General features: G+C 63.4%; 28 protein-coding genes. 4 read left to right on the top strand and 24 right to left on the bottom strand.

Annotated elements, in window-relative coordinates; translation table 11 throughout:
- Window position 1: 1 nt before the first annotated feature.
- From SPYCA_RS16205 to SPYCA_RS16170, 8 genes are all read right to left on the bottom strand, one after another.
- Window positions 2-277, bottom strand: a complete 276-nt coding sequence (locus SPYCA_RS16205; protein WP_120221808.1) for a VirB3 family type IV secretion system protein — start codon at window positions 275-277, stop codon at window positions 2-4.
- Window positions 277-597: a TrbC/VirB2 family protein gene (locus tag SPYCA_RS16200; RefSeq protein ID WP_443029508.1), complete on the bottom strand. Its 321-nt coding sequence runs from the start codon at window positions 595-597 to the stop codon at window positions 277-279. The genes SPYCA_RS16205 and SPYCA_RS16200 overlap by 1 nt, the downstream gene beginning before the upstream one ends.
- Before the next feature lie 8 nt (window positions 598-605).
- Window positions 606-1,589, bottom strand: a complete 984-nt coding sequence (gene trbB / locus SPYCA_RS16195; protein WP_120221806.1) for a P-type conjugative transfer ATPase TrbB — start codon at window positions 1,587-1,589, stop codon at window positions 606-608.
- A 280-nt stretch (window positions 1,590-1,869) separates the two neighbouring features.
- The gene (locus tag SPYCA_RS16190) at window positions 1,870-2,259 is read right to left on the bottom strand and encodes a CopG family transcriptional regulator (protein WP_120221805.1); all 390 of its coding nucleotides are present in this window, start codon (window positions 2,257-2,259) and stop codon (window positions 1,870-1,872) included.
- Window positions 2,256-4,244, bottom strand: a complete 1,989-nt coding sequence (locus tag SPYCA_RS16185) for a conjugal transfer protein TraG (protein ID WP_120221804.1) — start codon at window positions 4,242-4,244, stop codon at window positions 2,256-2,258. Before SPYCA_RS16185 ends, SPYCA_RS16190 begins: the two co-directional genes overlap by 4 nt.
- 450 nt (window positions 4,245-4,694) lie before the next feature.
- Window positions 4,695-5,111: an NUDIX hydrolase gene (locus SPYCA_RS16180; RefSeq protein WP_120222398.1), complete on the bottom strand. Its 417-nt coding sequence runs from the start codon at window positions 5,109-5,111 to the stop codon at window positions 4,695-4,697.
- 116 nt (window positions 5,112-5,227) lie between these two features.
- On the bottom strand, window positions 5,228-5,959 hold the full coding sequence (locus tag SPYCA_RS16175; protein WP_120221803.1) for a class I SAM-dependent methyltransferase: 732 nt from the start codon (window positions 5,957-5,959) through the stop codon (window positions 5,228-5,230).
- Window positions 5,956-7,407 carry a CoA transferase gene (locus tag SPYCA_RS16170; protein ID WP_197715352.1) on the bottom strand — a complete coding sequence of 484 codons (1,452 nt, stop codon included), beginning with the start codon at window positions 7,405-7,407 and terminating at the stop codon, window positions 5,956-5,958. Before SPYCA_RS16170 ends, SPYCA_RS16175 begins: the two co-directional genes overlap by 4 nt.
- 20 nt (window positions 7,408-7,427) lie before the next feature.
- Between SPYCA_RS16170 and SPYCA_RS16165 the strand changes: the two genes are divergently transcribed.
- Window positions 7,428-8,066, top strand: coding sequence for a hypothetical protein (locus SPYCA_RS16165; RefSeq protein ID WP_120221801.1), 639 nt, complete (start codon window positions 7,428-7,430; stop codon window positions 8,064-8,066).
- Window positions 8,067-8,091: 25 nt separating this feature from the next.
- Here the strand turns inward: SPYCA_RS16165 and SPYCA_RS16160 are convergent, their stop codons facing one another.
- Window positions 8,092-9,306 carry an IS256-like element ISSpma2 family transposase gene (locus SPYCA_RS16160; RefSeq protein ID WP_006954973.1) on the bottom strand — a complete coding sequence of 405 codons (1,215 nt, stop codon included), beginning with the start codon at window positions 9,304-9,306 and terminating at the stop codon, window positions 8,092-8,094.
- Between the two features lie 49 nt (window positions 9,307-9,355).
- On the opposite strand from SPYCA_RS16160, the gene SPYCA_RS16155 reads away from it, so the two are divergent.
- Window positions 9,356-9,988 (top strand): citrate synthase, encoded by a 633-nt coding sequence (locus SPYCA_RS16155; protein WP_120221800.1) that lies wholly within the window; start codon window positions 9,356-9,358, stop codon window positions 9,986-9,988.
- Between the two features lie 100 nt (window positions 9,989-10,088).
- Here the strand turns inward: SPYCA_RS16155 and SPYCA_RS16150 are convergent, their stop codons facing one another.
- The 10 genes from SPYCA_RS16150 to SPYCA_RS16105 form a co-directional block, all read right to left on the bottom strand.
- Entirely contained in the window at window positions 10,089-11,834 is a 1,746-nt protein-coding gene (locus tag SPYCA_RS16150) for a relaxase/mobilization nuclease domain-containing protein (protein WP_120221799.1), read from the bottom strand.
- A 247-nt stretch (window positions 11,835-12,081) separates the two neighbouring features.
- A complete protein-coding gene (locus tag SPYCA_RS16145; RefSeq protein WP_120221798.1) occupies window positions 12,082-12,783 on the bottom strand; it encodes a lytic transglycosylase domain-containing protein in 702 nt (233 codons plus the stop codon).
- A gap of 4 nt (window positions 12,784-12,787) precedes the next feature.
- Window positions 12,788-13,117, bottom strand: coding sequence for a DUF736 domain-containing protein (locus tag SPYCA_RS16140; RefSeq protein WP_120221797.1), 330 nt, complete (start codon window positions 13,115-13,117; stop codon window positions 12,788-12,790).
- A 3-nt stretch (window positions 13,118-13,120) separates the two neighbouring features.
- The gene (locus SPYCA_RS16135) at window positions 13,121-13,699 is read right to left on the bottom strand and encodes a S26 family signal peptidase (RefSeq protein WP_120221796.1); all 579 of its coding nucleotides are present in this window, start codon (window positions 13,697-13,699) and stop codon (window positions 13,121-13,123) included.
- Entirely contained in the window at window positions 13,696-14,169 is a 474-nt protein-coding gene (locus SPYCA_RS16130) for a DUF2840 domain-containing protein (RefSeq protein ID WP_172595110.1), read from the bottom strand. The genes SPYCA_RS16135 and SPYCA_RS16130 overlap by 4 nt, the downstream gene beginning before the upstream one ends.
- Before the next feature lie 212 nt (window positions 14,170-14,381).
- Entirely contained in the window at window positions 14,382-15,275 is an 894-nt protein-coding gene (locus tag SPYCA_RS16125; protein ID WP_120221794.1) for a replication initiator protein A, read from the bottom strand.
- An 8-nt stretch (window positions 15,276-15,283) separates the two neighbouring features.
- Complete coding sequence (locus tag SPYCA_RS16120; RefSeq protein WP_120221793.1) at window positions 15,284-15,556, bottom strand: helix-turn-helix transcriptional regulator; 273 nt, start codon at window positions 15,554-15,556, stop codon at window positions 15,284-15,286.
- Between the two features lie 132 nt (window positions 15,557-15,688).
- Window positions 15,689-16,192: a DUF2285 domain-containing protein gene (locus SPYCA_RS16115; protein WP_172595109.1), complete on the bottom strand. Its 504-nt coding sequence runs from the start codon at window positions 16,190-16,192 to the stop codon at window positions 15,689-15,691.
- A gap of 1 nt (window position 16,193) precedes the next feature.
- Window positions 16,194-16,463: a transcriptional regulator domain-containing protein gene (locus SPYCA_RS19625; RefSeq protein ID WP_232003371.1), complete on the bottom strand. Its 270-nt coding sequence runs from the start codon at window positions 16,461-16,463 to the stop codon at window positions 16,194-16,196.
- A gap of 156 nt (window positions 16,464-16,619) precedes the next feature.
- A complete protein-coding gene (locus SPYCA_RS16105) occupies window positions 16,620-16,886 on the bottom strand; it encodes a DNA -binding domain-containing protein (protein ID WP_120221791.1) in 267 nt (88 codons plus the stop codon).
- Window positions 16,887-17,122: 236 nt separating this feature from the next.
- Here SPYCA_RS16105 and SPYCA_RS16100 point away from each other — a divergent pair, with 236 nt between their 5' ends.
- Window positions 17,123-17,335, top strand: a complete 213-nt coding sequence (locus tag SPYCA_RS16100) for a helix-turn-helix domain-containing protein (RefSeq protein ID WP_232003370.1) — start codon at window positions 17,123-17,125, stop codon at window positions 17,333-17,335.
- 49 nt (window positions 17,336-17,384) lie between these two features.
- Here SPYCA_RS16100 and SPYCA_RS16095 read toward each other — a convergent pair whose 3' ends face one another.
- The 3 genes from SPYCA_RS16095 to SPYCA_RS19340 all read right to left on the bottom strand — a co-directional run bounded on the left by SPYCA_RS16095 (window position 17,385) and on the right by SPYCA_RS19340 (window position 19,026).
- Entirely contained in the window at window positions 17,385-17,705 is a 321-nt protein-coding gene (locus SPYCA_RS16095) for a DUF736 domain-containing protein (RefSeq protein WP_120222397.1), read from the bottom strand.
- A 607-nt stretch (window positions 17,706-18,312) separates the two neighbouring features.
- On the bottom strand, window positions 18,313-18,717 hold the full coding sequence (locus SPYCA_RS16090) for a hypothetical protein (protein ID WP_120221789.1): 405 nt from the start codon (window positions 18,715-18,717) through the stop codon (window positions 18,313-18,315).
- Window positions 18,718-18,861: 144 nt separating this feature from the next.
- Entirely contained in the window at window positions 18,862-19,026 is a 165-nt protein-coding gene (locus SPYCA_RS19340) for a hypothetical protein (protein ID WP_172595107.1), read from the bottom strand.
- Window positions 19,027-19,279: 253 nt separating this feature from the next.
- On the opposite strand from SPYCA_RS19340, the gene SPYCA_RS19130 reads away from it, so the two are divergent.
- A complete protein-coding gene (locus SPYCA_RS19130; RefSeq protein ID WP_146625168.1) occupies window positions 19,280-19,813 on the top strand; it encodes a hypothetical protein in 534 nt (177 codons plus the stop codon).
- Between the two features lie 17 nt (window positions 19,814-19,830).
- On the opposite strand, the gene SPYCA_RS16080 is transcribed toward SPYCA_RS19130, so the two are convergent.
- Together SPYCA_RS16080 and SPYCA_RS16075 are read right to left on the bottom strand one after the other, a co-directional pair.
- Complete coding sequence (locus SPYCA_RS16080) at window positions 19,831-20,742, bottom strand: DUF2493 domain-containing protein (protein WP_120221787.1); 912 nt, start codon at window positions 20,740-20,742, stop codon at window positions 19,831-19,833.
- Between the two features lie 309 nt (window positions 20,743-21,051).
- Entirely contained in the window at window positions 21,052-22,101 is a 1,050-nt protein-coding gene (locus SPYCA_RS16075; protein ID WP_120221786.1) for a DUF7146 domain-containing protein, read from the bottom strand.
- Window position 22,102: the final 1 nt, after the last annotated feature.

The raw sequence follows: 22,102 nt of genomic DNA, 5'->3' as shown, positions 1-22,102 counted from the left end.
CTCAGACCCCCAGATAGGTGGGAAAACGCAGATGCCGCCGCGCGACATCGACGAACTGCGGATCGCGCCGCGCCGCCCAGACCGAGACTATGTGGCCAAGCGCGAAGATCACCACGCCGGCGATCCACAGGCGCAGACCAAGCCCTATCGCAGCAGCCAGCGTGGCATTGGCGATCGCCAGCCCACGCGGCGCGCCGCCGAGCAGGATATGCTCGGTCAGCGCGCGGTGAACCGGGACGACATACCCGTCGGGCAATCCAAGCGGCGCGGTCTCCATCAGATCAGCGCTCCGCCGCCAAATGAGAAGAACGACAGGAAGAAGGACGAGGCGGCAAAGGCGATCGACAGACCGAAGACGATCTGGATCATCCGGCGCGCGCCGCCCGATGTATCGCCGAACGCGAGCGCCAGACCGGTGGCGATGATGATCATGACCGCGACGATCTTGGCCACCGGTCCCTGGATGGATTCAAGGATCGACTGGAGCGGCGCTTCCCACGGCATCGACGAACCCGCCGCATAAGCGGGCGTGGCAACGGAGAGGGCAACGAAGCCGCCGAGCATGGCAGCGGACAGGCGGGCACGGGCGCGCGAAATGGTCTGGATCACGAGATAACTCCTTTGGTTTGGGGTGTGATGGGAAGGATGCGGTAGTCGCCTTGGGCATCGAGCCCGGTGACTTGAGCGAGTTCGGCCAGCCGCCGCCCGGTGCCGTCACGGACGAGCACGGCGATCACGTCGATGGTCTCGGCGATCAGCGCGCGCGGCACAGTGACCACGCTTTCCTGGATCAGCTGCTCCATGCGCCGCAGCGTGCCGAGTGCCGATCCGGCATGGATCGTGCCGACACCACCGGGATGGCCGGTGCCCCATGCCTTGAGCAGGTCGAGCGCTTCGGCGCCGCGCACCTCGCCAATTGGGATGCGGTCAGGTCGCAAACGTAGTGCCGAGCGGACCAGGTCTGAGAGGGTGGCAACACCGTCCTTGGTGCGGAGCGACACCAGGTTGGGCGCGGCGCATTGCAGTTCGCGCGTGTCCTCGATCAGAACCACCCGATCGTCGGTTTTGGCGACCTCGGCGAGCAGCGCATTGGTAAGTGTGGTCTTGCCGGTCGACGTGCCACCCGCGACCAGGATATTCTTGCGGGCAGCAACGGCGGCAATCAGCGCCTCAGCCTGCCACCCAGCCATGATCTCCGCCGCAACATAATCCGCGAGCGTAAACACCGCGACGGCAGGTTTGCGGATCGCGAAACTCGGCGCGGCCACGACCGGAGGCAGAAGCCCCTCGAACCGCTCACCTGTATCGGGCAGTTCGGCGGACACCCGAGGTGCCTTGGCATGAACTTCCGCCCCGACATGATGCGCAACCAACCGAATGATCCGCTCGCCATCGGCAGCTGACATCCCGCTCCCCGTATCGGCGATCCCGGCGCCCAGCCGGTCGATCCACAGCCGCCCGTCGGGATTGAGCATGACTTCAATGACGGAGGTGTCCTCAAGCCAGGCCGCGATCTCCGGACCGAGCGCCGTGCGAAGCATGCGCGCACCGCGCGACGATGCTTCGGACCGGATCGGAATGACGCTCATGGGATGCCCCGTTCAATTGAGGCAACCGACCACCGGCTGCACTCGCGAGGCAGATCAAAGAGACATCAGAATGTGGGATGGCAACAGGTTGTTGCGGTCAGCGTAGACTGGCGAAGATCAAGAAATTCCCGGTGCTTTTGCGGACTACCGAATGGGAGTGACTATCTCGATCGCGCCCTCCAAGGCGGAATATACAAAGCGCGATTCGACCTACCCTTACCTGTCGTAAGGGCAATCGAGTCGAGCAGAAATTTGCGCCAGAATTGGCTTGGGCACTGGCCTACTTCAGTAAGTCCCCCAACCGCGACCGCCCTTCCAGTCGCCGGGCAAGCGCTTCAACAAAACCGTCATATCGGTCCTTGCCCTGTGCCTGCGCAGCCGCCAGCGCGCTGTCTGGGAGAGGCGGATTGGCGGTAAGCCAGAAGCGCACGAACAGGGCCAGGGCCTCGGTCGTGATCTCGGCCTGCTGATCGAGCGCGCCAATACGCCGGTCGATGCGGTCGAGGCGTCGGCTGAGTGCGGCTTCGAGTTGTTCCGGATTGTCGGGCGACATGAACGAGCGAAGCGCGGCTTCGACGATATCGGGTTGGCACACCCGCTTGCGCGTCGCGAACTCTGCTAGCTGGTCGATCACGTCGGGCGGCAGGCGGAAGGTGCGTTTGAGCTTCACATGTCGATCCCATCACCCAGATCGAGCGAGGCTTGCCGGGCGCTGCGCTCCATGGTCCGTCGGATTCGCTCGTTGTTCGCAGTTGCCTGTTCGTCTTCGGCACCATCGGCATCGGAAAACTCGAACTCCGCTGTCGGTGCCTTTGGCCGGGCAACTACCTCGACATGCTCCGGCAATTCCGGCTCGCGCCGCAAACCGCCATTGGCGGAATCGCGCCTGCGCCGATGTTCTGCGGCCAAGTCGGGGTCGGCCTCGATCGGGGGAAGCGCACTCCAGTCGTCAGGCGAGCGGGGAGCCTTCGCCTGGCCGCAGTTGGCCGGTGCCTTGATCACACGGGCCTGAAGCCGGCGATCCATGTAGTAGCGCGCCTTCTTGGCCTTGATCGGTGGGGCGCCGGACATCAGTACGACCTCATCGGTCTCGGGCAGTTGCAGAACCTCGCCAGGGGTGAGAAGCGCCCGCGCAGTTTCCGAGCGCGAGATCATCAGGTGGCCGAGCCATGGCGACAGCCGGTGCCCGGCGTAGTTCTTCATCGAGCGCTGCTCTGTGGTCGTCCCCAGCGACTCCGACACACGCTTGGCGGTGCGCTCGTCGTTGGTCGCGAAGGCGACGCGAACATGGCAGTTGTCGAGGATCGCGTTGTTCTGGCCGTAGGCGCGCTCGATCTGGTTCAGGGACTGCGCGATCAGGAACGCCTTGAGACCGTAGCCGGCCATGAACGCGAGCGCGCTCTCGAAGAAGTCAAGCCGGCCCAATGCCGGGAACTCGTCGAGCATCAGCAGCACGCGCTGGCGCTTGGCCTTGGGATCGAACTCTTCGGTAAGGCGGCGGCCGATCTGGTTGAGGATCAGCCGGATCAGCGGCTTGGTCCGGCTAATGTCGGATGGCGGCACGACCAGATAGAGCGAGGCTGGACGGCCCTCCACGAGATCGGCGATCCGCCAATCGGAGTGGCTGGTGACCTTGGCGATCACGGGATCGCGGTAGAGTCCGAGGAACGACATCGCGGTCGACAGTACGCCCGATCGCTCGTTGTCGGATTTGTTGAGCAATTCACGCGCGGCACTGGCGACCACCGGGTGCGGCCCGGCTTCGCCCAGATGCGGCGTGTCCATCATCGCATAGAGCGTGTTCTTGATGGTGTCGTCGGGGTTGGACAGGAACGCCGCGACACCGGCGAGCGACTTGTCGCCTCCAGCATAGAGGACATGGAGGATCGCGCCGACCAGCAGGGCATGGCTGGTCTTCTCCCAGTGATTGCGCTTTTCTAGACTGCCTTCGGGATCAACCAGGATGTCGGCGATATTCTGGACGTCGCGCACTTCGTTGATGCCGCGGCGCACCTCGAGCAGCGGGTTGTAGGCAGCGGAATCGAGACTGGTTGGATCGAAGCGCAGGGTGCGGCTGAAAGTGCTGCGAAACCCGGCGGTGATGTCCCAGTTCTCGCCCTTGATGTCGTGAACGATGGCCGAGCCCGGCCAGGTGAGCAGGCTCGGAATGACGAGGCCGACGCCCTTGCCCGAACGGGTCGGCGCGAAGCACAGCACATGCTCGGCACCGTCGTGACGCAGGTAGTTGTTGTTGAACTGGCCGAGCACCACTCCGCTGTCAGCAAACAAACCTGCCTTGCGGATATCCTCGCGGGTCGCCCAGCGCGCGGTCCCGTAGGTGTTGGCGTTGCGGTTCTCGCGGCCGCGCCAGACCGACATGGCGATGGCTACCACTATGGCGACGAAGCCGCCCGATGTCGCGATCATCCCACCCTTGTCGAAGATTTGCGGCGCATAGGCATCGTAGGAGAACCACCACCAGAAAAGGTCATATGGCCGGTAGACCGGATGGCCGAACAGCGAAAACCAGGGCACACCCAGCTCGGGCTGGAAGCCGAGCGCGGAGGCCGTCCACTGAGTTGCCGCCCATACGCTGATCAGGATGATCAGGAATACGGCCAGCACCTGGCCCCAGAGGATTTTCGCTGCGGACATAGCGCCAGCATGGGGCGCGACCGATCAGTTGAGCAAGCGCGCAACGGTTCTCATCGCACTCTGGCGAGCTCTGACTTGTGATGGCGGGTTTTTCGGGGATTCCGGAACGTCTACTTACGAACGAAGACGTCGAAAAGCGGAAATCACCAGTGAGTGATTCTGATCAAATCGGCTTGGATTGAGGCCAGCCTGGTGCTCCCCAGCCAGCAGCGTTTCGGCCCCTGAGCCGCTTGCGTGCTGCGTTGAATCCCAAATTGGCTTGAGCCCGATTAGAGTAGAACCCGCTCCTAGTTCAACGCCTGCACCAGCAGGTCGATGAGGCAGATTGCTCATGACCTCGCGCCCTGAAGGCCGATCCACCGGCACGCTTATCGGCCGCGAATTTAATTCGATGACATCGGATTGCTCGCTGAAATGTGACAACTCCATGTCCGTGAGCCGAAATCACAATCACGAAAAGTTAAGCGACGACTGCGCCATCAGTTCGACAAATACGGCCCGATATTCTTCAAGTGCCAAGTCATCTAGCGAATTTGCCTCGCGGAGGGAGAACCAACGCAGTTCCGAATGTTCTTCGTCGATAATCGCAGGCTCACCTTCCCATGCCGTGACGGCATACAAGTGATACCAGATAGGTTCAGAAGTCGCGTTTGGATCGGAAATTCGCGATATCGGATTGTATGACAACGGGACAATTCCGAGCTCTTCGGACACTTCTCGACACAGTGCTTCGTCGAATGTTTCATCGCCCTCGACGTGTCCTCCTGGAAAACTCCAGAGGTCCGGATAAGCTTTGCGGTGCAGACTCCGCCGGGCGAGTAAGACTTTGTCTTCGGAAAGCAGCAGAGCATTTACGATATTGCGCATCTGGAGTTCTCTGGTCGTGCACATTGTGATGGCCAGAAGTGGATCCGGCACAAGCCATTTGCAATCAAATGAACGAACTATCGACCTTCACCCTGATTACCAATATCCAGATGACCTCAGTCGACTGTCACAACCAGACGATAGCCCGCATCGTAAACGTCGCTTTCAAGCAGGTTTGCATATCTCCGCGCCCACTCGCCCGTCTCGAGATCGTGGCTGAGGCGCGCGATCCCTCTGGAAACGTCAGGCAGAGCCCAAAATGAAGAACTGCCCGAACGGAGCCTTGGGTCGAGGTACGCTTGCGGCCTGCGCCAATAGGCATAGAGGAAGCCGTCGCTACAATCATGCGGGATCAGGAGTGGCTCTGTACGGACCGGACCCAAATACTTCTCGTAGTCGTCGAGCGAAGGCATCTGCGCTTCGTCAAGTGCCGCGAGTTCGGGAAGATAGTCGGTGAGCCACGGGCGACTGGCGGGATCAAACGTCAACAGAACCACTCTGCCGCGCGCCACCCGCCGCAGTTCGCGCAAGCCACTGGGCTTGTCGCGCCAGTGGTGCACAGTCAAAATTGCCATGGCAGCGTCAAAGCTGTTGTTGTCGAATGGCAGTTTTTCTGCCGATGCCTGGACTGCGGGCACCGCATTGATCACACGCTTGCGGATCATATCTATCGACGGCTCGACCGCTACCACTTGCCGGTCGGTCGGTTCGTAGGAGCCGGTGCCCGCCCCCACGTTGACCACTGATCGGCAGTCACACAGCGCGCCCATGATCGCCGAGGCAATGCGGGGGTCCGGCTTGCGCAAATCGGCATAATTGAGGCCAATTGAATCATAGAGAGCGGTCATGCTGATCCCCCGACAAGCCCTTCGCCCCAACGCGCGTGTGCCGATCCGAGCTTTTGTGCTGGTCGATCCCAATGCATGGCGCAGGTCGACAACTGCAGCGGTGGCTGCAATCGACGCGCAAGACCCCAGGGAGTAATTTCCGGATCGCTGGCATAATCCGTGCTCGCGGCTGGCGAAAAATCCGCGGTGGTTGGTTCGCCACGGGCGGCGAACAAGAGCTCAGCTGTGCGCGCAAGGGAAAGGCGCGCCTTTAGCTGGGTCGAACCCGACAAGCGCGCGCGCACCCCGCGGATCACAGCAGCCGCCATCAAATATCCCGTAGCGTGGTCGAGCGCCTGCACGGGCAAGGAGACAGGCCGATCCGCCGACCGCCAGACCATGCCCGCCGCAGCAATGCCCGAGGAAAGCTGAACCAGACTGTCAAACCCGCGTCGGTTCGCCCAAGGCCCGGAATGACCATAGGCATTGAGCGAAACGTCGATCAGGCCGGGCCGGATGGTCTGCCGCGCGGCAGAGCCATACCCCATAGCATCAAGCGCATCACGCCGATAGCCATGAACCAGCACATCCGCTTCAGACAGCAGATGCTCAAACACTTCTCGATCAAACTGACGGCGAAGATCAAGCTGCGCGCACCGCTTGCCGAGCGTTACATCGGGCACAACAGCAGGTTCGTCCCAGTCTGGTGGATCAATCCGTAACACTTCAGCGCCGAAGCCGGCCAGAAAGCGGGTCGCAACCGGCCCTGCCAAGACTCGTGTCAGATCTAGAACGCGCAAGCCTGCCAAGGGGCGATCTGCGCTAGGCCGCCATTCCGAGGGGTTGTTGCTGTTGACTTCTTCCCATCGAACGAGAGGTTCGGCGATCACTGCACGGCCTTGCGGATGCTCCTGCCACTCCGAATGGCTCCGCAGCACCGCTGCACAGCCACCCGCTGCGACAATCACTGTTTCCAGCTCTTGCGCGGATAGTCCGGCAACGGCGGCAGCTACAGCATCACGTTCCGGTGCACAGCCTAGAACGGAAAGCACGGCTTTCTTGTGATGCGGCGCATTGGTGTGCAATTTGATCCAGCCATCGCGAGCCGCATAATCCCCCGCAATCGCATCCCAGGCGTTGGGCAATTCCCACCCCTGAGGCGCAATCGTGAAATCGAACCAGAGCGAAGCAAGACGCCGATCCGCCTCCACACGCACGGTCTGTTCCAGAGCGGCCATCAAGTCTGCCACCGCCAGTCCGGCCGCTCCGATCGATGCGACAGCCAGATCAGTAACGGGAAAGCAGGACAGAAGGCTATCAGTGCCCGTTATGCGGAGCCGCTCGAACGCTTCATCGGTCAGCCCAAGCGCTGAAAGGCAGCGCGAGAGTATCGTATTTGGAGACTGTTGGGGCATCAGTGCTTCCTCGTGAAACGAGAGCAACATTCCGCACTTGGGCTTTGCGATCAATCTTGATACATATAATCAATATGAAATCATGGATTGATCGTAACGCTGCGCTGGCCCTGCTGGGGGTCAAGGCGCAGACATTATACGCCTATGTCAGTCGCGGTCGCATCCGTATGGAACCGGATCGCGCGGACGCGCGCCGCAGCCTTTACCATGCTGGCGATATCGATGAACTGGTGAGGCAGCGCTCGCGCGGACGCAAGGCTGCGGCCATTGCTGCCGGGGCCCTGTCGCTCGGCGAACCGACTATCCCGACCGGGATTTCAACCTCAACCAAAGGGAGATTATTCTTCAAGGGGCAAGACGCAGTCGCGCTAGCGCATACCGCAAACCTGGAGCATGTCGCTGGCCTGCTGTGGGAAGCGGCGATTCCAGCTGATCTGTCCGGTCGTCCGGTTGCTGCCCTTGATCCCTTTGCCGCGCTCGCTGATCTCGCATCGATGTCGCAGCCAAGCCTTGGCCGCGGAAGCATGACCTTGATGCAGGATGCCGGCCTGATTGTCGGTTCGCTTGCCAACGCATCTGGCGCAACATCGGATGATGCACCGCTTCACCAGCGGCTTGTGGAGGGCTGGGGCTGCGATCCGGCGGCAGCGCCCAAGCTGCGTGAAGCGCTCGTGCTGATGGCTGATCAGGTCGCGTCCGTCAAGGTGGTGTAATTTCGGCTGTGGCCGTGGGCCATCGTCAGGCGGCTTTGGCGGTGATGTGTAGGGGCTGATTTTCCTCCTCGATCATGGGTTGGTTGAGTTCGGCCATGCCTTCGATCTGCATGTATCGGTGCTGGAGCTGCCACTCGTCGTTCTGCTCCATCAGCACAGCCCCGACGAGGCGGATGATGCTGTCTTCGTTCGGGAAGATTCCGACGACGTCGGCGCGGCGCTTGACCTCCTTGTTGAGCCGCTCGAGCGGATTGGTTGAGTGTAACTTCGTGCGGTGCTGGGTGGGGAAGCCGGTGTAGGCGAGCACGTCGGTTTCGGCCTCGTCCATGCAGGCGCCGAGCTTGGGCCAACGGGTGCGCAACTGGTCGGCGACCTGTCGCCAGACCTGCGTTGCGCTTTTCTGATCGGGCTGCAGGAAGACCTGGCGGATCGCGGCGGCGACGACAGTGTTCTGGCCCTTGGGCACATAGGACAGGGCATTGCGCATGAAGTGCACCCGGCAGCGCTGCCAGGTGGCGCCCATGACGCGGGTGATCGCGCCCTTGAGGCCCTCGTGAGCATCGGAGATGACCAGCTTCACGCCGGTAAGACCGCGCCGAACAAGGTCCTTCAGGAAGTCGGACCAGAAGACCTCCGCTTCCGAGGGGCCGATATGCAGGCCGACGATCTCGCGCCGGCCCTCGGTGTTGACGGCCATGGCGATTATTGCGGCAACGCTGATGATCCGCCCGCCTTCGCGTACCTTGAGATAGGTGGCATCGAGCCAGAGATACGGCCATTCGCCGGTGAGCGGGCGTTTCAGAAAGGCATGGACGCGCTCGTCAATGTCCTTGCAAAGCTTGGAGACGGTGGACTTGGAGATGCCGGTCATGCCCATGGCCTGGACGAGTTCATCGACCCGCCGGGTGCTGACCCCGCCGATCCACGCTTCCTGGATCACCGCAACCAGCGCTTTCTCGACCATCTTGCGGGGCTCAAGGAAGCCCGGAAAATAGGACCCAGCACGCAGCTTGGGGATTTTCAGGTTCAGCGTGCCTACCCGGGTATCCAGCGAACGGTCGCGATAGCCGTTGCGCCAGGTCGCGCGCTCGCTGCTGCGTTCGTGGCGACCCGCGCCGATCAGGCCATCAACGTCGGCCTCCATGATCAGCTGCAGCACGTTCTCGGCGATGGTGCGCAAAAAATCCGGTTGGCCGCCCTTTGCAGCCAGCTCTTCGATCAGTAATCTGTCCTCGGTCATCGGGAACTCCTCTTCGTCACGGTTGAAGTGTGCAAACTCCACCATAACGATGAACCCGGTGGCCACCAGCGACGCCGCATTCCGGGGTGGGGCATGCCCCACCCCGGAATACACCATCGCCTACACCGGAAATTACACCACGAGCGCGGACGCTAACGCTGATCATGATCTGACGACGTCTACCTTCGCCGTGCGGGTTGCCGCATCGACGGGAGCGTCGCTTGCTGCAAGCGTCCTCGCCGGACTCTGCGCCCTTTCCGGTCCGCGCCATGGCGGTGCGACATCGGCGTTAAGCCAGCTAATCGCCGAAGCCTCGCGCGACGGCGTGGCAAGCACGGTTGATCACTGGCTAAATCGCGGCGCAGAGCTGCCCGGCTTTGGCCATCCCCTTTATCCGGATGGCGATCCGCGTACGGTTGTCATGCTTGAGGGTAGCGTCATCCCTGATGGCATGAAGCGCTTGGCGGACGCCGTTTTCACGAAAACGGGCTTGCGACCCAATTGCGATTTTGGACTCGTTGCAATTTCCACCCAATTTGGATTGCCTCAACATGCGTCCTTCAGCCTCTTCCTGATCGGTCGCAGCGTTGGCTGGTGTGCACATGCCATGGAGCAATCTCGGTCCGGTCAGCTCATCCGCCCGCGCGGTCGCTATGATGGGCCGACGTTAGCGCTTGATTGAACCTTGGTGCCATAAACGAGGTCCATTCTTAACAGACGGCTAGTTTGGATGGCGCGATGCGATGCGCGTAGCGACCGCATTGTTGTCGCAAAATGGCATCCTAAATCTCGATCCCGCGCGAGCGTCCGAGCGTCCACTCGATCCCGCCACCCGATCGCGATGCGCCGCTGACATATTGTCCCAGGTGCCGGTCGAGCTGCTTCGACCAGGGCACGAGCGAGAAGCCGAGGCCGTCGTCGATCATCGCAAAGCGCCCTGATGCGAGCTGGACGCGTCCGCGATAGACGCCGGACACCTCGCCGTCGGGCCTGCCCTGACGATAGGGGAGGTTGTGCTCGCGGGAGAGCGCGGTTCCTGCCTCGGCAAGGTCGCGATCGCGCAGTGTGCCCAGCAGATTGCGGGACAGCACGAAGCGATTGCCTTGCCGCTTCGCCAGACCCTCGGCTTCGAGATATTCCAGTCGCCGGGTCTTGGCCGCCTCGATCTCGGCCCCGAACCCGGCGCCTAGCGCCTGCGGTTCGGTGGCGACGAGCTGCTTGTCGAGCCAGGTCGAACCCCGCGCGGTCTGTTGACTGGCAAGATCGAGATCCGAATGCGTCCAGAGCGATGATTGCTCGCGGCCGCGCCGGTCGGTCCAGGTCCTGAGCTCGACGATCGCGCCGGGCGCAGCATCGCCGGTCATGTCGATGTCACTGAACTTGTGATGATGGACGCGGCCGTCGGCACCATCGATCACGGCATAGGCCTCGCCGGTCAGCTCGTTGTGAAGCCCGCGCTCAACTAGTCGCCCGATCACCGGCTCCGGCGCGGTCCCATCGTGCATGGCGAACCGTCCGGTCTCCGCAGCGAAGCCCTGGCCGGTCATCGCCCGGTGCATCGTCTTGATCACGTCGCCCCTGACGGCCAGCTCACGAAGCGATTGTTCGAACCCTGGCTTGAGCCGCCAGCACCCGGACGAAATCCTGTCGGCAAGCTCCATGCGTTCAAGCTTGGTGGCGCGGCCGATAAGATGCTGGTTGCCGGGGTTTGCAGTCCGCTGCGGATCGGGGCGCAGATCGATCACGCCGCCGAGCTCATCGGCCATCCGCTGGAGGCGGCGGTCGAGGCTGGTCCAGCGATCGGCGTCAATCTCGCGGTGCAGCGTCCGCTCGATGTCCTGCTCGCTACGCGCACCCAGTTCCATCGTCACGCGCTGCTCGGCGCGGGCGCGCATCCCTTCGCTGATGTAGCCCCGGTCGATCACCAGATCACGGCCATCGTCGGCCTTGCCCCGGACCAGAATGTGGATGTGCGGATTGTCGGTATTCCAGTGATCGACCGCCACCCAGTCGAGCCGGGTGTCGAGATCTTTCGCCATGTCGGTCATCAGATCGCGGGTGAAGGTCCGGACATCGGCCAGCTCACCTGCATCCTCGGGCGAAACGATGAAGCGGAAGTGGTGCCGGTCATCGGCGCAACGCTCGGCGAAGAGCTTGCCGTCGACCGGCTCGCGATCGGCACCGAATAGTTCGGCATCCTTCCCGTCGCGAGCCACACCGTCGCGTTTTAGGTAGGTCAGGTGCTGGGCGAGCGGCGCTGCGGTGAACCGCGAACCCCGGTGCCGCACGATCCGCGCCTTGATGATGACGCGGCGCTGGCTGGCGCGCGCGGTCGCCCGCAGGCTGGCAATCCGGCCCCGTGCCAGACGTCCGGTTCCGCGCCTGGCACCCGAGCGACCGGATCGACCGCCGTGCCCGGCCCGGTTGGACAAGGCGCGAAGCTGCGCCTTGAGGGTGCGCGCTTTGCGCTGACCGGCGGCGCGATCACGGATGCGCCCCGGTTTGATCTCGAAGTCATCGTCGCTCATGAGCTTCTGCGGTGCGGCATGGCGGCTGGCTCTGCCCACGGCGGAATTGTGCGCATTCTCTGGATAGGAGCCAGCCGGGGTATCAGGCGGCTGGCTCTGGAAACCACGCAAATCCGCACCCCCACACCCCGGCGGCTGGCTCCGCTTTCATCTTGCCATCCTCCTGAACCTGCTCCTTCTCCTGCTGCCCCTCCGCACGTTCCCACGCCAATCGACGCCGTGACACGATCAAGGATCGAACAGGGGATCACTGCGGACGGCTCCCCGATACGGGCGCGAAGAGGCCGTTCATGGGTGCGGGCGAAGCGGGAATGGAGGTCGGCGGCGCGGCGGCGGCGAAGCTGCCGGATGCGTCCGCCGCTGCATCCCCGCGCACGGCGAACAGTTGCCCTTGTGTCCAGCTGATGCGAACCGGCTGCACGGGCGATGCGCTGGCAACGACCATTGCCGCGCCGCCCGGTTGCAGCATCGGTGCGATCCTGGCGACATAGGCGCGGGTCTCGGCGGGAAGCGGGCGACCGTTATCCCGCCACTGTTCGTAGCGCACCGGTCCGGCATTGTAGGCCGCGAGCATACCGGTGGTGCCGTAGCTGTCGTACATTTCGCGCAGGTAGCTGGTTCCCGCCATGATGTTGTCGCGCGGATCGAACGGGTCAGCGCCAAGTCCGAACCGGGTGCGCTGGCGCGCCCAGGTTCCGGGCATCAGTTGCATCAGACCCATCGCTCCGGCAGGCGAGACTGCGCCGATCCGGCCCGCACTCTCGGTGCGCATCACGGCATAGATCCAGCTTTCGGGAATGCCGAAGCGCTGCGACGCCTCGGCGACGTGCGAAGCGATGTCGACGATACGCGGTGCTACCCGTTCGGCAGCGGCCTGCCCGAAGGCAGGCGCGCAACCGAACAGGGTGGCTGCGAGGAACGCGGCGATAGCCAAACGATTCCGGCGCACCGGCTCAGTCCGCCTTGTCGTGCCGGGACGGGCGCGACCAGATCAGGATGTGGCCGTTGCCATTCTCCCTGAACAGGTTGGCGCGCAAGGGTGCGACGAACATCGGATCGTCGATCTGGATCGCGAGATAGTCGCCGGCCTTCTCGCCGGTGCGCTTCCAGCCCGCACCGATCTCGCGCGCCTCGTCACCCTCGCTGGCAATCACCCGGTAGTCGGGCGCGTTCTCGTTGTCGGACGGTTCGGCGGCGAGCAGCACCACGTCAACGTCGAGTGTGAGCGTTGAAATGTGTCCGGAAAAGCCGTCCTCACTGCTCACAAAATAGCCAATCTTCATCGTTCAGTCTCCTTCGGTTGGTGAACTGGTGGGTACGGTTGCCCGGGGGTCGGCGAACCAGGTGTGGTCACCGTCGCCCGCTTCATCGGTCCAGATGGGTGTCACGCGGCCGATCACATCGGTGAGGCGCAGCACGCCGAAATAGCGGCCATCGAAGCTGTCGGGCGCGGCCGGGTTCATCACGAACAGCTCGCCGGATCGCAGGGCGTGGCAGCCCGCCCAGACGGGGAGCGGGCGTCCGAGCCGGTCGCGGGCGCGCGCCGCGCCGACATATTCGCCGTCGATCGTCACGCCATGCGCGAAGCGGCAGACGCGCTGGCCGCTGACGGCGGCGATGCGCTTCAAGAGCGGAACGCCTGTCGGCAGGTAGTGCCGCTCGGCGAGCAGGCGGCGCAGCCGCTGCGGCGGCTCGACGGCCACGCGCTCGCCGACGTGCAGGCTGGCCTTGCCCCGGATGGCGTAGAGCCCGGTCGGGACCGAGGCGGTCGCGTTCCACACCGCGTAGCGCGTGGGCCGAAAGGTCAGCGTTGCGAGTGTGGCGGCGGCGACGATGCCAGCGAGGGTGAAGCGCCGCCGCATCATGGGAGCAGCGTCTTGCGCTGGAGCCAGGCGCGGTGCCGCGCGGGGCTGTAGCCGCGCGGTCGTTCGCGCCCGGCCATGCGGTTGTGGATGTGCCGCCAATGATCGGGCGCGACCTCGCAAGGGTCGATGCCCGCCGCCTCGATCGCGTCGATCAGGCGAAAGACGTGGTTGACCTTGGGCCAGCCCCGGACGGAGAGCAGAAGCTCGCCGCCGGGATCGACCTGCGCGATCGGGGTGCAGGACTCGTGCGCTCCGACGGCACGCACGATGTCGAGCGTCGAGCGGATCGTGCCATAATCATTGGCAGCCCAGCGCACCAGGCCGAACACCTGGCCTGCGGAATAGCTTTCGATGCGCTGCCTGCGGTCGACGATCGTCTCGGCGACCGGCTTGCCGAACTTGAGCCAATCTTCCTGGCTGCCTTCACGCCAGACGAGCGTGACATGGGTCAGCTGCGGCCCATCGCTCAACCCCGTCTCGGCTGGCCTTCGCGGTGGCGCACCGCCATCCGTCCACAGGCGGGATTCCGTTAGCAAGAATCCGAAGGATTCTTTGTTAGGATAGTTAAGGGCGAAATTCCGCGCAGATTTCTGCGGGTTTGGAGGCGATTCCGGTTCCCGATAGTCCGAATTTCGGGTTCCTGATCGTCCGAGTCCGGCGGTTCCTGATAGTCCGTGTTGCATCACGACTTATCCCCAGAGCCAAAATCGACGCTGCGGAGGCCCACGCGCCGCATCGCGGCGTTGAACGGATCGACCGGGAGCGCGACGAAGCTGAGCCGCTCGCGGCCGAGCGCGTGCTCGATGGTGAGCTGGTATCCGGGGAGCGCCTGTCGCCGCACGATGTCGCGCAGCTCGAACGCGAAGCGCTTGGGCGGCGACAGCGCGCCGGACTTCAGATGGAGGTGCTGGAAGTCGAAGCTCCAGCCACTCTTCTGCTTGCCGCCGTGTTTGCGCACAAGGCGGTAAAGCCAGCGTTCCAGGCCGCCCGTCAGCGCGAAGTAATCGGGGTCGATGGTCAGCACGAGCGCCTGATCGATCACGCCTTCGTAAAACCAGTCGGGCACGATCATCTCGATCCCGAGCGCACGGCCCGAACCGTCGAGGCGCTCTTTCCACTCGTTGATCCAGGAGAAACGATGTCGCCGCCGCGCGTCACGCTGGCGGATCGAGGTCGCGATCGTGGTTGATTGCAGCCGGTCGAGCCCGGCCTTGAGCCGCTCGTAGCTCGCCTTGCCGGTGCCGCGGCGCGTGAACGCGAGTATCTCGTGCGGGGTCGCGGCGATCAGACGCGAGGTCGGGCGGCCCATGTCGCGCGCCTCGACGATCTGGCTCGCGACCCAGATCAGCACGTCGGCGTCCCAGATGGTCGCCATACCATGTTCGGCGGTTGCCTCGACCAGGATCGACACCTCGCCCATCCGGAAGTCGATGGGCGTGACGCGCTTCGACTTGGCCAGACTGAAGAAGGGCCAGGCCATCAGGTCCTGGGCGTCGCGGGCGGCGATGTCGCCGCCCTGGCTGACGAACAGGTCGAGCTGCTGCGCGCTGGCAGGAAAGGCGGACATGCGGCGCATGGCTGCCCTCAGCGCCGCACCGGCGGGGTATAGCCATCGAGCCGCTTGGCAGGGTGGACCACACCCTTGCCCGGATCGCTGGTCGAACGGCGCAGGCCCTGTTCGGCCCAAGCATCGAGATCGGCGACCGAGTAGACGATCCGCCCCCCGAGCTTGCGGTAGACCGGCCCGGTGCCGAAGCAGCGGTGCTTCTCGAGCGTGCGGGCGGAGAGCCCGAGATGCACGGCGGCATCGGGCGTCCGCAAGAAACGGGCAGTCACAGGCGTGGGTCTGGCATCCATGGCAAGGCTCCGGCGCAGGGTGGCAGCGGCAGCGGGCTGTCGCTGGGGTTCGCGAGCTTTGGCGTGGCGGAGGCGGGCCAAGGGAGTGACAGAATGGGGGGCGGTGATTTTGTCACCCCCTCCCGTGTGCGATCAGCGATGGAGGAGCAGCCTTCGGTATCCGGCCTCGATAAGGCGGCGAGCATCGGCGATCAGCCGGAGCACGTGCCGCCGCTCGCCCGAGCCCTTCCATATCGCTCCTGCAAGTGGGCGATGGTTCGGGAAAACGAGGCCGAAGGCGAGGTCGCGCGAGGAGGCGCCAGCCTCCAGCGCGTCATGAATGCGGAGCAGCCCGGTGTAGCGCCTGCGTTGATTGGTGGTGGGAAGCACAGCCCGGTCGGCCGCGATGCGGTCGCCGCGCGTCACCCGCTGCAAGCGGGAAGCGGCGGCGAGCCGCAACGCGCAAGCCGCATCGCAGGGGATCGAGAAGGCCGGGACGGACCGCGACGGCGCATGGCGCACGCACAGGCGAAGCCGAGCCGCGCCGCGGGCAGCGACCAGGTGATGTTCGGTAGGACTGGTGTCTTTCACCAGCGGCTCAAAGCCGGGCGGAAGCGGGGTGGCTCGTCCCGGATCCTCCGCCTCGATGATCACCACGTCAGGCGCGGCGTCGGGCGACCAGAGCGCGGGCGCTTCGCGCGGGTTTGCCAGCGGGTCCGTGGGGAAAGCTCAAGCCCCAACGCCGGGACAGGCCCTCCCGCTGTATCATCTCGGTCTGGGGAAACGCCGCGATGCGAGCCATGGTGTCGGCATGGTCCTGGCAATAGTCGGCGTTGCGATTCAGAAATTCCTGCGCGAAATCCGCATAGTCATGGTCTCGATACTGATCTGCGGTCGATGGTGACCGCCAAGACGAACCACCGGACATAAAGACCTCTGCAATGCACAGGCGAGAAGGCCAAGCATCAAGTCTTTGTTCGGTAAAGAGAACTCGCTAGTCACCAAGTTTGCGGAACTTTGTGCGGGCCTCCGTAGTAAAACCGAGAGCGCGACTAGGGATTCGTCCGCATTGTACTGGCGAAAATCAACCTTCTCGCGATTTATCAAGAAGATGCTTGTAACCGTGTGCGGTCATCCAGCGCGCCCGCGCCAGATGGTTGTCATGGACCTGGCGGGCACGATCAGGCTCGGCGTCGGCATCGAGGCCGAAGACAATGCCCGCCACCTCGCGCCAGTCAGCTCCTTCATCGGCTGCATCAAGTATCCGTAAATACGTGACAAAATGGCGCTCGTCGTAAGCCGTGATGTGATCATCGGCTGGCGCGCGGTCCTCAAATGGCGGTGTCGTCATGGGCCGAGCCTTCGCTTCGACTCGATTTGCATGGAGTTACACATAGCACGAACACCGTCCAAAACGGTGAAAACTTGACCTATTCCATTATTGGTAGGGCGGTGTGCAGTTTTGGGTACAAGCAAGCGTCGTCTCGAAACAGCGAACGGCGTAGGCTGCCGCAAATATCCGCGTATTATAATACGTAGCACGGAGATACGCGACAGGTTTCTAAGCTACGGATGGATATCCGTAAGTTGTTCGGCGCGAACGTGCGTCACTATCGTGTTGCCGCAGGTTTGAGCCAGGAAGCGGTCGCCGAGCGGATGGGTGTCGATCGTGCCTATGTGAGCATGATCGAACGCGGCGGCCAAAACGCAACGTTGCTTTCCATCCACGAAACCGCTCAGGCGCTTCGGGTGAAGCCCGCCGATCTTCTCGCCGATCCGCCCGCCGACAGCGAGGCATGAACATGCCGAAGCCCCGCCCGGCAGGTGCCGGACGGGGCTGGCTTGCCGGTCAGTCGCCGTTGGTGCGGCGAGCGCGCGACCAGATCAGGTTGTAGGACTTGCCGTCTTCGTCGTCGAACAGGTTGGCGAAGATCGGGGCGGTGAAGCTGGGATCGTCGAGCTTGACCGAGAGATAGTCGCGGCCTTCGTTCGAGGTCTTGGTCCAGGCGGCGCCGATTTCCGCGCGGCCGACGAAGACCCGGTGCGACGGAGCGTTCTCGTTGTCGCTGGTCTCGGGAACGATGCGGACGTTCTTCTGCTGCACCGACATGGTGACGATCTCGCCCTTGTATTCGTTGCCGGTCTTGGTGAAAGTTCCGATGTTGGCCATGATGCATTCCTTCAAGTTGGTCGAACCCGCGCCCATCGCGGCCTCGATGGCTGGTTGAAGGCAGGGGCTTGTGCCCGCTGCATCCGCAGGACCGGAACGCGAGTGGAGGACGGCGGCCAGACGGCTTTCTTGCCGCGCGAGGAATGGGCGGTACGCTCAGGGGAAGAAAGTTGGCTGAGACGGCGTTGCAGCAAGGGATCAAGCGGCGAAGCCATCCCCTGCCAACCAGAGCCATTGCAGAGGCGGCAGTGGGCTCGGGTCACACTTGAGCAGGAAGCCATGGCCGTTCCGGACTTGCCAGACCGCGCAACGAGCGGGGCGATGTTCACCATCGCGGGGCAGTTGATCGTTTCCGCTTCCCAATGCCTTGCGACTGCAACGCGCCTTCGCCGGTCCATTCGCGACGCCGAGCTCGGCCCGAAACCCGCAAGATCTTGGAAGGCCGGATGGTCATGGCTGGCTCGACCTGGCAACCGCCCAGCCTTGCTCCAACCCGGAACGACGAGGGCAGGCCTCGCTTGATCCCATCGCCCGCCCCGTCACGGCCAATCTGACCGTGCCAGACCCGTCCGGCACCTGCCGGGCGGGGCTTTGAGGGACGCCGAAGCTAAAGGCGGGCCCGGCTCCACTCAGTCCAGGAAGCAGTCGCAATGACGGCAGCACCGATCAACGAAACGGCAAGCTGCCATGCGCTTTGCGGCATGGTCGCGGCCGCGATGCCGTGGACAGCATGATAGCCGGCGACCGCGGCAGGAGCTGCGAAGGCAATGCCGACCGCCGCCCGCGTCAGGTCGGATTTGGCAAAGGCCAGTGCGAACTGGGCGGCAGCGAGCAGCACGATCGCGGCAATGGCTGCTGCGACAAGTGCAGCGACGATGCCGTTGTCGCCGCGATAGGTTGCCGACCCAGCGAGAAAGGCCACGAACAGCGGCAGCGCGTAGATCGAGAGGCGGAAAAGCAGCGCGCAGCACATAAATACTGCGACGATTATCAGGGCAAGGCCGATCAACATGGCGTCCTCCTTGAAACCAAGGGCAAGGGACGCGCTCTCCACCTCCACCGCAGCGCAATGTGCTTGAAATTGATAGCAGACACAGGCGCAGACCGGAATACCCGATGGGCATCCGGCCAGCGCGCGATGTGCGGTGCGGCGCGTTCAGGGGTTGAACGGGTCATATTCGCGAACGATGCTGCTGGGGTCGCCATCGAATTCTGAGGTCGGGACGGCGGCGTAGCCGTTACCGGCGTGGAACAGGGTAACGCAGACCATCAGGGTGCGGGCGAGGCTCCAGGCGTGACGCTGTGCGATGGTGAGTGACATGTTCGAGCTCCTGTCTCGGAGCAGGGACCATCCCCGCTCGACAGGCCCCGGACAGACGGCGCAAAGCCGCAATCACCACGAAGGCAGCAGGCCGCAGTGGCCGCACGCGAACGCGTAGCGGACCCTTCACGGGTTGATTGAAGGAGGCTTGGGGTCGGCCAACGGATTGGCCGTTAAGAGTGGGGTGGATCCCCGATAGTTGTGCGGATGGTGGTGCTGGAGCGCCCCGCGCTCGCGAGCTATGCACTTGCATATGAATACGCTGCCTAAATCGATAACTCCGGAATTGAAGAGCTTCTGCCAGTCGATTTCGCCTGATCGCCCGGTTTACGTCCGATCCAAGCGGTCGTCTGATGCACAAGCTTCGGCTTGCTTTGACAATGTGGCGCGCAAGATATCCCGAGCGGGTGGATCAATCGCTTACGGATGGGCGATCTGGCACATACCCGGATTGTACTTTGAGGCTGAGCATCATGGAGTCTGGCGCAATCGGCGCGGAGACCTGCTTGATGTTAGCCCGCAGCTGGGCGACGTCTCCGAGATACTCTTCCTGCCGGATTCGACCGCAGTCTACAATCCAAGCCAGTTTCGATCCAACGTGATCACGCCAGCCAACGACACCCCTGTTGCAATCGAGTTCGTCGCCATGGCCAAGGCCCGCAACGCAATTCTCGATAGGTATCGCACGGATGAATACATCGCAGTGACCTTAAGCGCCGCAGATCAAGCTGCGCTTGACGCGATCAAGCTACGATTGAGCGATCTCTGGAAGTCGGCTGGAAAATGATCAGTCTGTGCCGAGGTTCATTCGATCGCCCAGACCGAAATCCCCAGCTTGCGGGCCTTGTCGACCAGGTTGGCATTGATGCCGTTGCCCGGACACGCAACCACGGCTTTGGGCAGCGCATCCAGCATCTGATCGTTGCGACGGAACGGGGCTGCTTTCTTGAACCGCTCCCAGTCGGGCCGGAACGGGACATGGACGATCTTGCGATTCCGCGCCCAGAGCGATGCGATGTGCTCGCCACCAGTCGGGTTGCCGCCGTGGAACAGGACCATGTCGGGATATTTGGCGAGAACCTTGTCGAGCACAGCCCAGATGCGATTGTGATCCTGATATGCGGGACCGGAGGTGAAGGCGATCCGTGTGCCAGTCGGCAGCAGTGGTTCGGTTTCGGAACGGCGCTTGGCGGCAAGGAAGTCGCGGCTGTCGATCATGGCGGCAGTCATGGTGCGATGATTGACGAGTGAACCGGTGCGCGGGGTCCAGGCCTTGCGGAAATGTGCTTCGAACTGGTCGGAAGCAGCCTCGCGCATGAATTCCATCGCGTTTCGCCGTTCGATCAGGCCAATGCCTTCGTTGATCAGACGTTCCAGTTCGACCGACTTGACCTCGGAGCCATCCTGTTCGCGCTGCCCGCGTTTCTGGGCATCCTCGTTGTCGTCAAGTTCGCGCTGGATCCGGCCCTGGGCGCGGTGGAAGAGGTTGGCGAGCGACCAGCACAGGTCCTCAAGATCGGGTTCGAGCCGGGTGTCGATCATGGTCGCGATTAGCGCGTCGAACATGTCGACGACCGCGCCAGCGGCGATGCGCTCGTCGGGAAGTGGCCGCGGGTCGGCTTCGTCCGAGAAGGGGCGGTAGCCGTAGAGGGCGATTTCATCGAGGAGATGGGCGGTGGGCGACATTTCGTGATCGGGTTCGAAGGGTTCGGACATGATGGCGGTCCTCGCGGATCTGAGCCGGGCACCTCGCCCGGCCTTCCGGCGATCCCTCTGACCGGCTGCGGTGCGGGCGCACCTGCAAGGCCGAAGCGAAAGCGGAGGATGGCGGGACGGCAGCTATTTTGCTTCGCGATGGAACGGCGCGGGCACCGCGCCGCCGGAAAATAGTCGCCGCACCGCCATTGCGGCCGCGCCGCAGCCGGTCTCCCGGATCGCCCCCAAAGAAGGCCGGGTGAGTCTGGCGAGACTGCACAGACCTGCCCTTGAACGGGAACCATCATCCCGATCCCGTTTCGGCCCAGCTCAACGACGGTGGAATCGCGCCCGATCGGCCTCATGCAACTGTATGACGACCCGTTCGCTCAGGACCGATGATCCATGCAGGCGCAGGTCGTCGTTGAAATCGCCGAGCGCGGGCATGAGCGGGAGCAGTTCGATCCCCGCGACCTGTGCTCGCTCGGTCAGGATTGAGAATGCTGCATCCCCGGCTGCATCGCGGTCGCGAGCGACATAGAGACGGCGGAGGGACGTCGGGAACAGGATGGCGGCGAGGTGCGACGAGGAAGTGGCGGCGGCCAGCGAGAAGGTCGGTAGGACTTCGCGCAGGGACAGCATGGTTTCGATGCCTTCGCCGGCGGCCATGACATCCTGCGCCTGACCGAACCGGATCGCGTTGCCGAGGATATTGCCCATCGCCCGGCGCGGCGATGCGACAGCGGCTTTCTTGTTGCCGGATAGATCGAGCCAGGTGCGATGCGTACCGGTTTGCAGGTCGTCATCGTCGGTGACCGCGGCAATCAGCGCCGCAAATGCACCGGGAGTTCCGGGCACATCGTCGTCGTTGGGGCGATAGTAACAGCGGGGGTGGAACCGCAGGGCTGGCAAGTCTGCGTGATGTGCGAGGCCGCGTGATTGCAGGTAGGTCGCCGCCAACGTGCCGACAATCGGCTTGGAGGCTGCGAAGAGACGCCGTGCGGCGGTTGGCGATCCTGCGCGTGCTGGTGGACCGGACGAGTGCTTCCGCTGTTCGTCGTCCGACGGTGGCGGCAGTGAAAGGAAGCGCTCGGCCTCGTCGATGGTCTCGGTAAGCCGCCCATGTCGCTGGTTGAGCCGGATAAGGTCGATGAGGTCGCCATGTTCGCCGGTCGCCGCATCGACCCAGTTGCCAATTGCACCGCGGTCGGTTTCGAACAGGCGGACGTAAAGGCTGCGCCCAGGCGACCCGGCGACATCGCCGACCATCCAGTAGCGCCCCTCGCGGCGTCCTGCAGGGAGGTAGTGGCGGCAAACGGCCTGTGCGTTCTGGGCGAGCCGTTCTGACAGGTCAGCCGCGCGCGTTGAAACCCCTCCCATG

Source organism: Sphingopyxis sp. FD7, from assembly GCF_003609835.1.
Lineage (GTDB): Bacteria > Pseudomonadota > Alphaproteobacteria > Sphingomonadales > Sphingomonadaceae > Sphingopyxis.
Note: the sequence above shows the minus strand (reverse complement) of the source record. Positions and strands in the feature narration are given on the sequence as shown.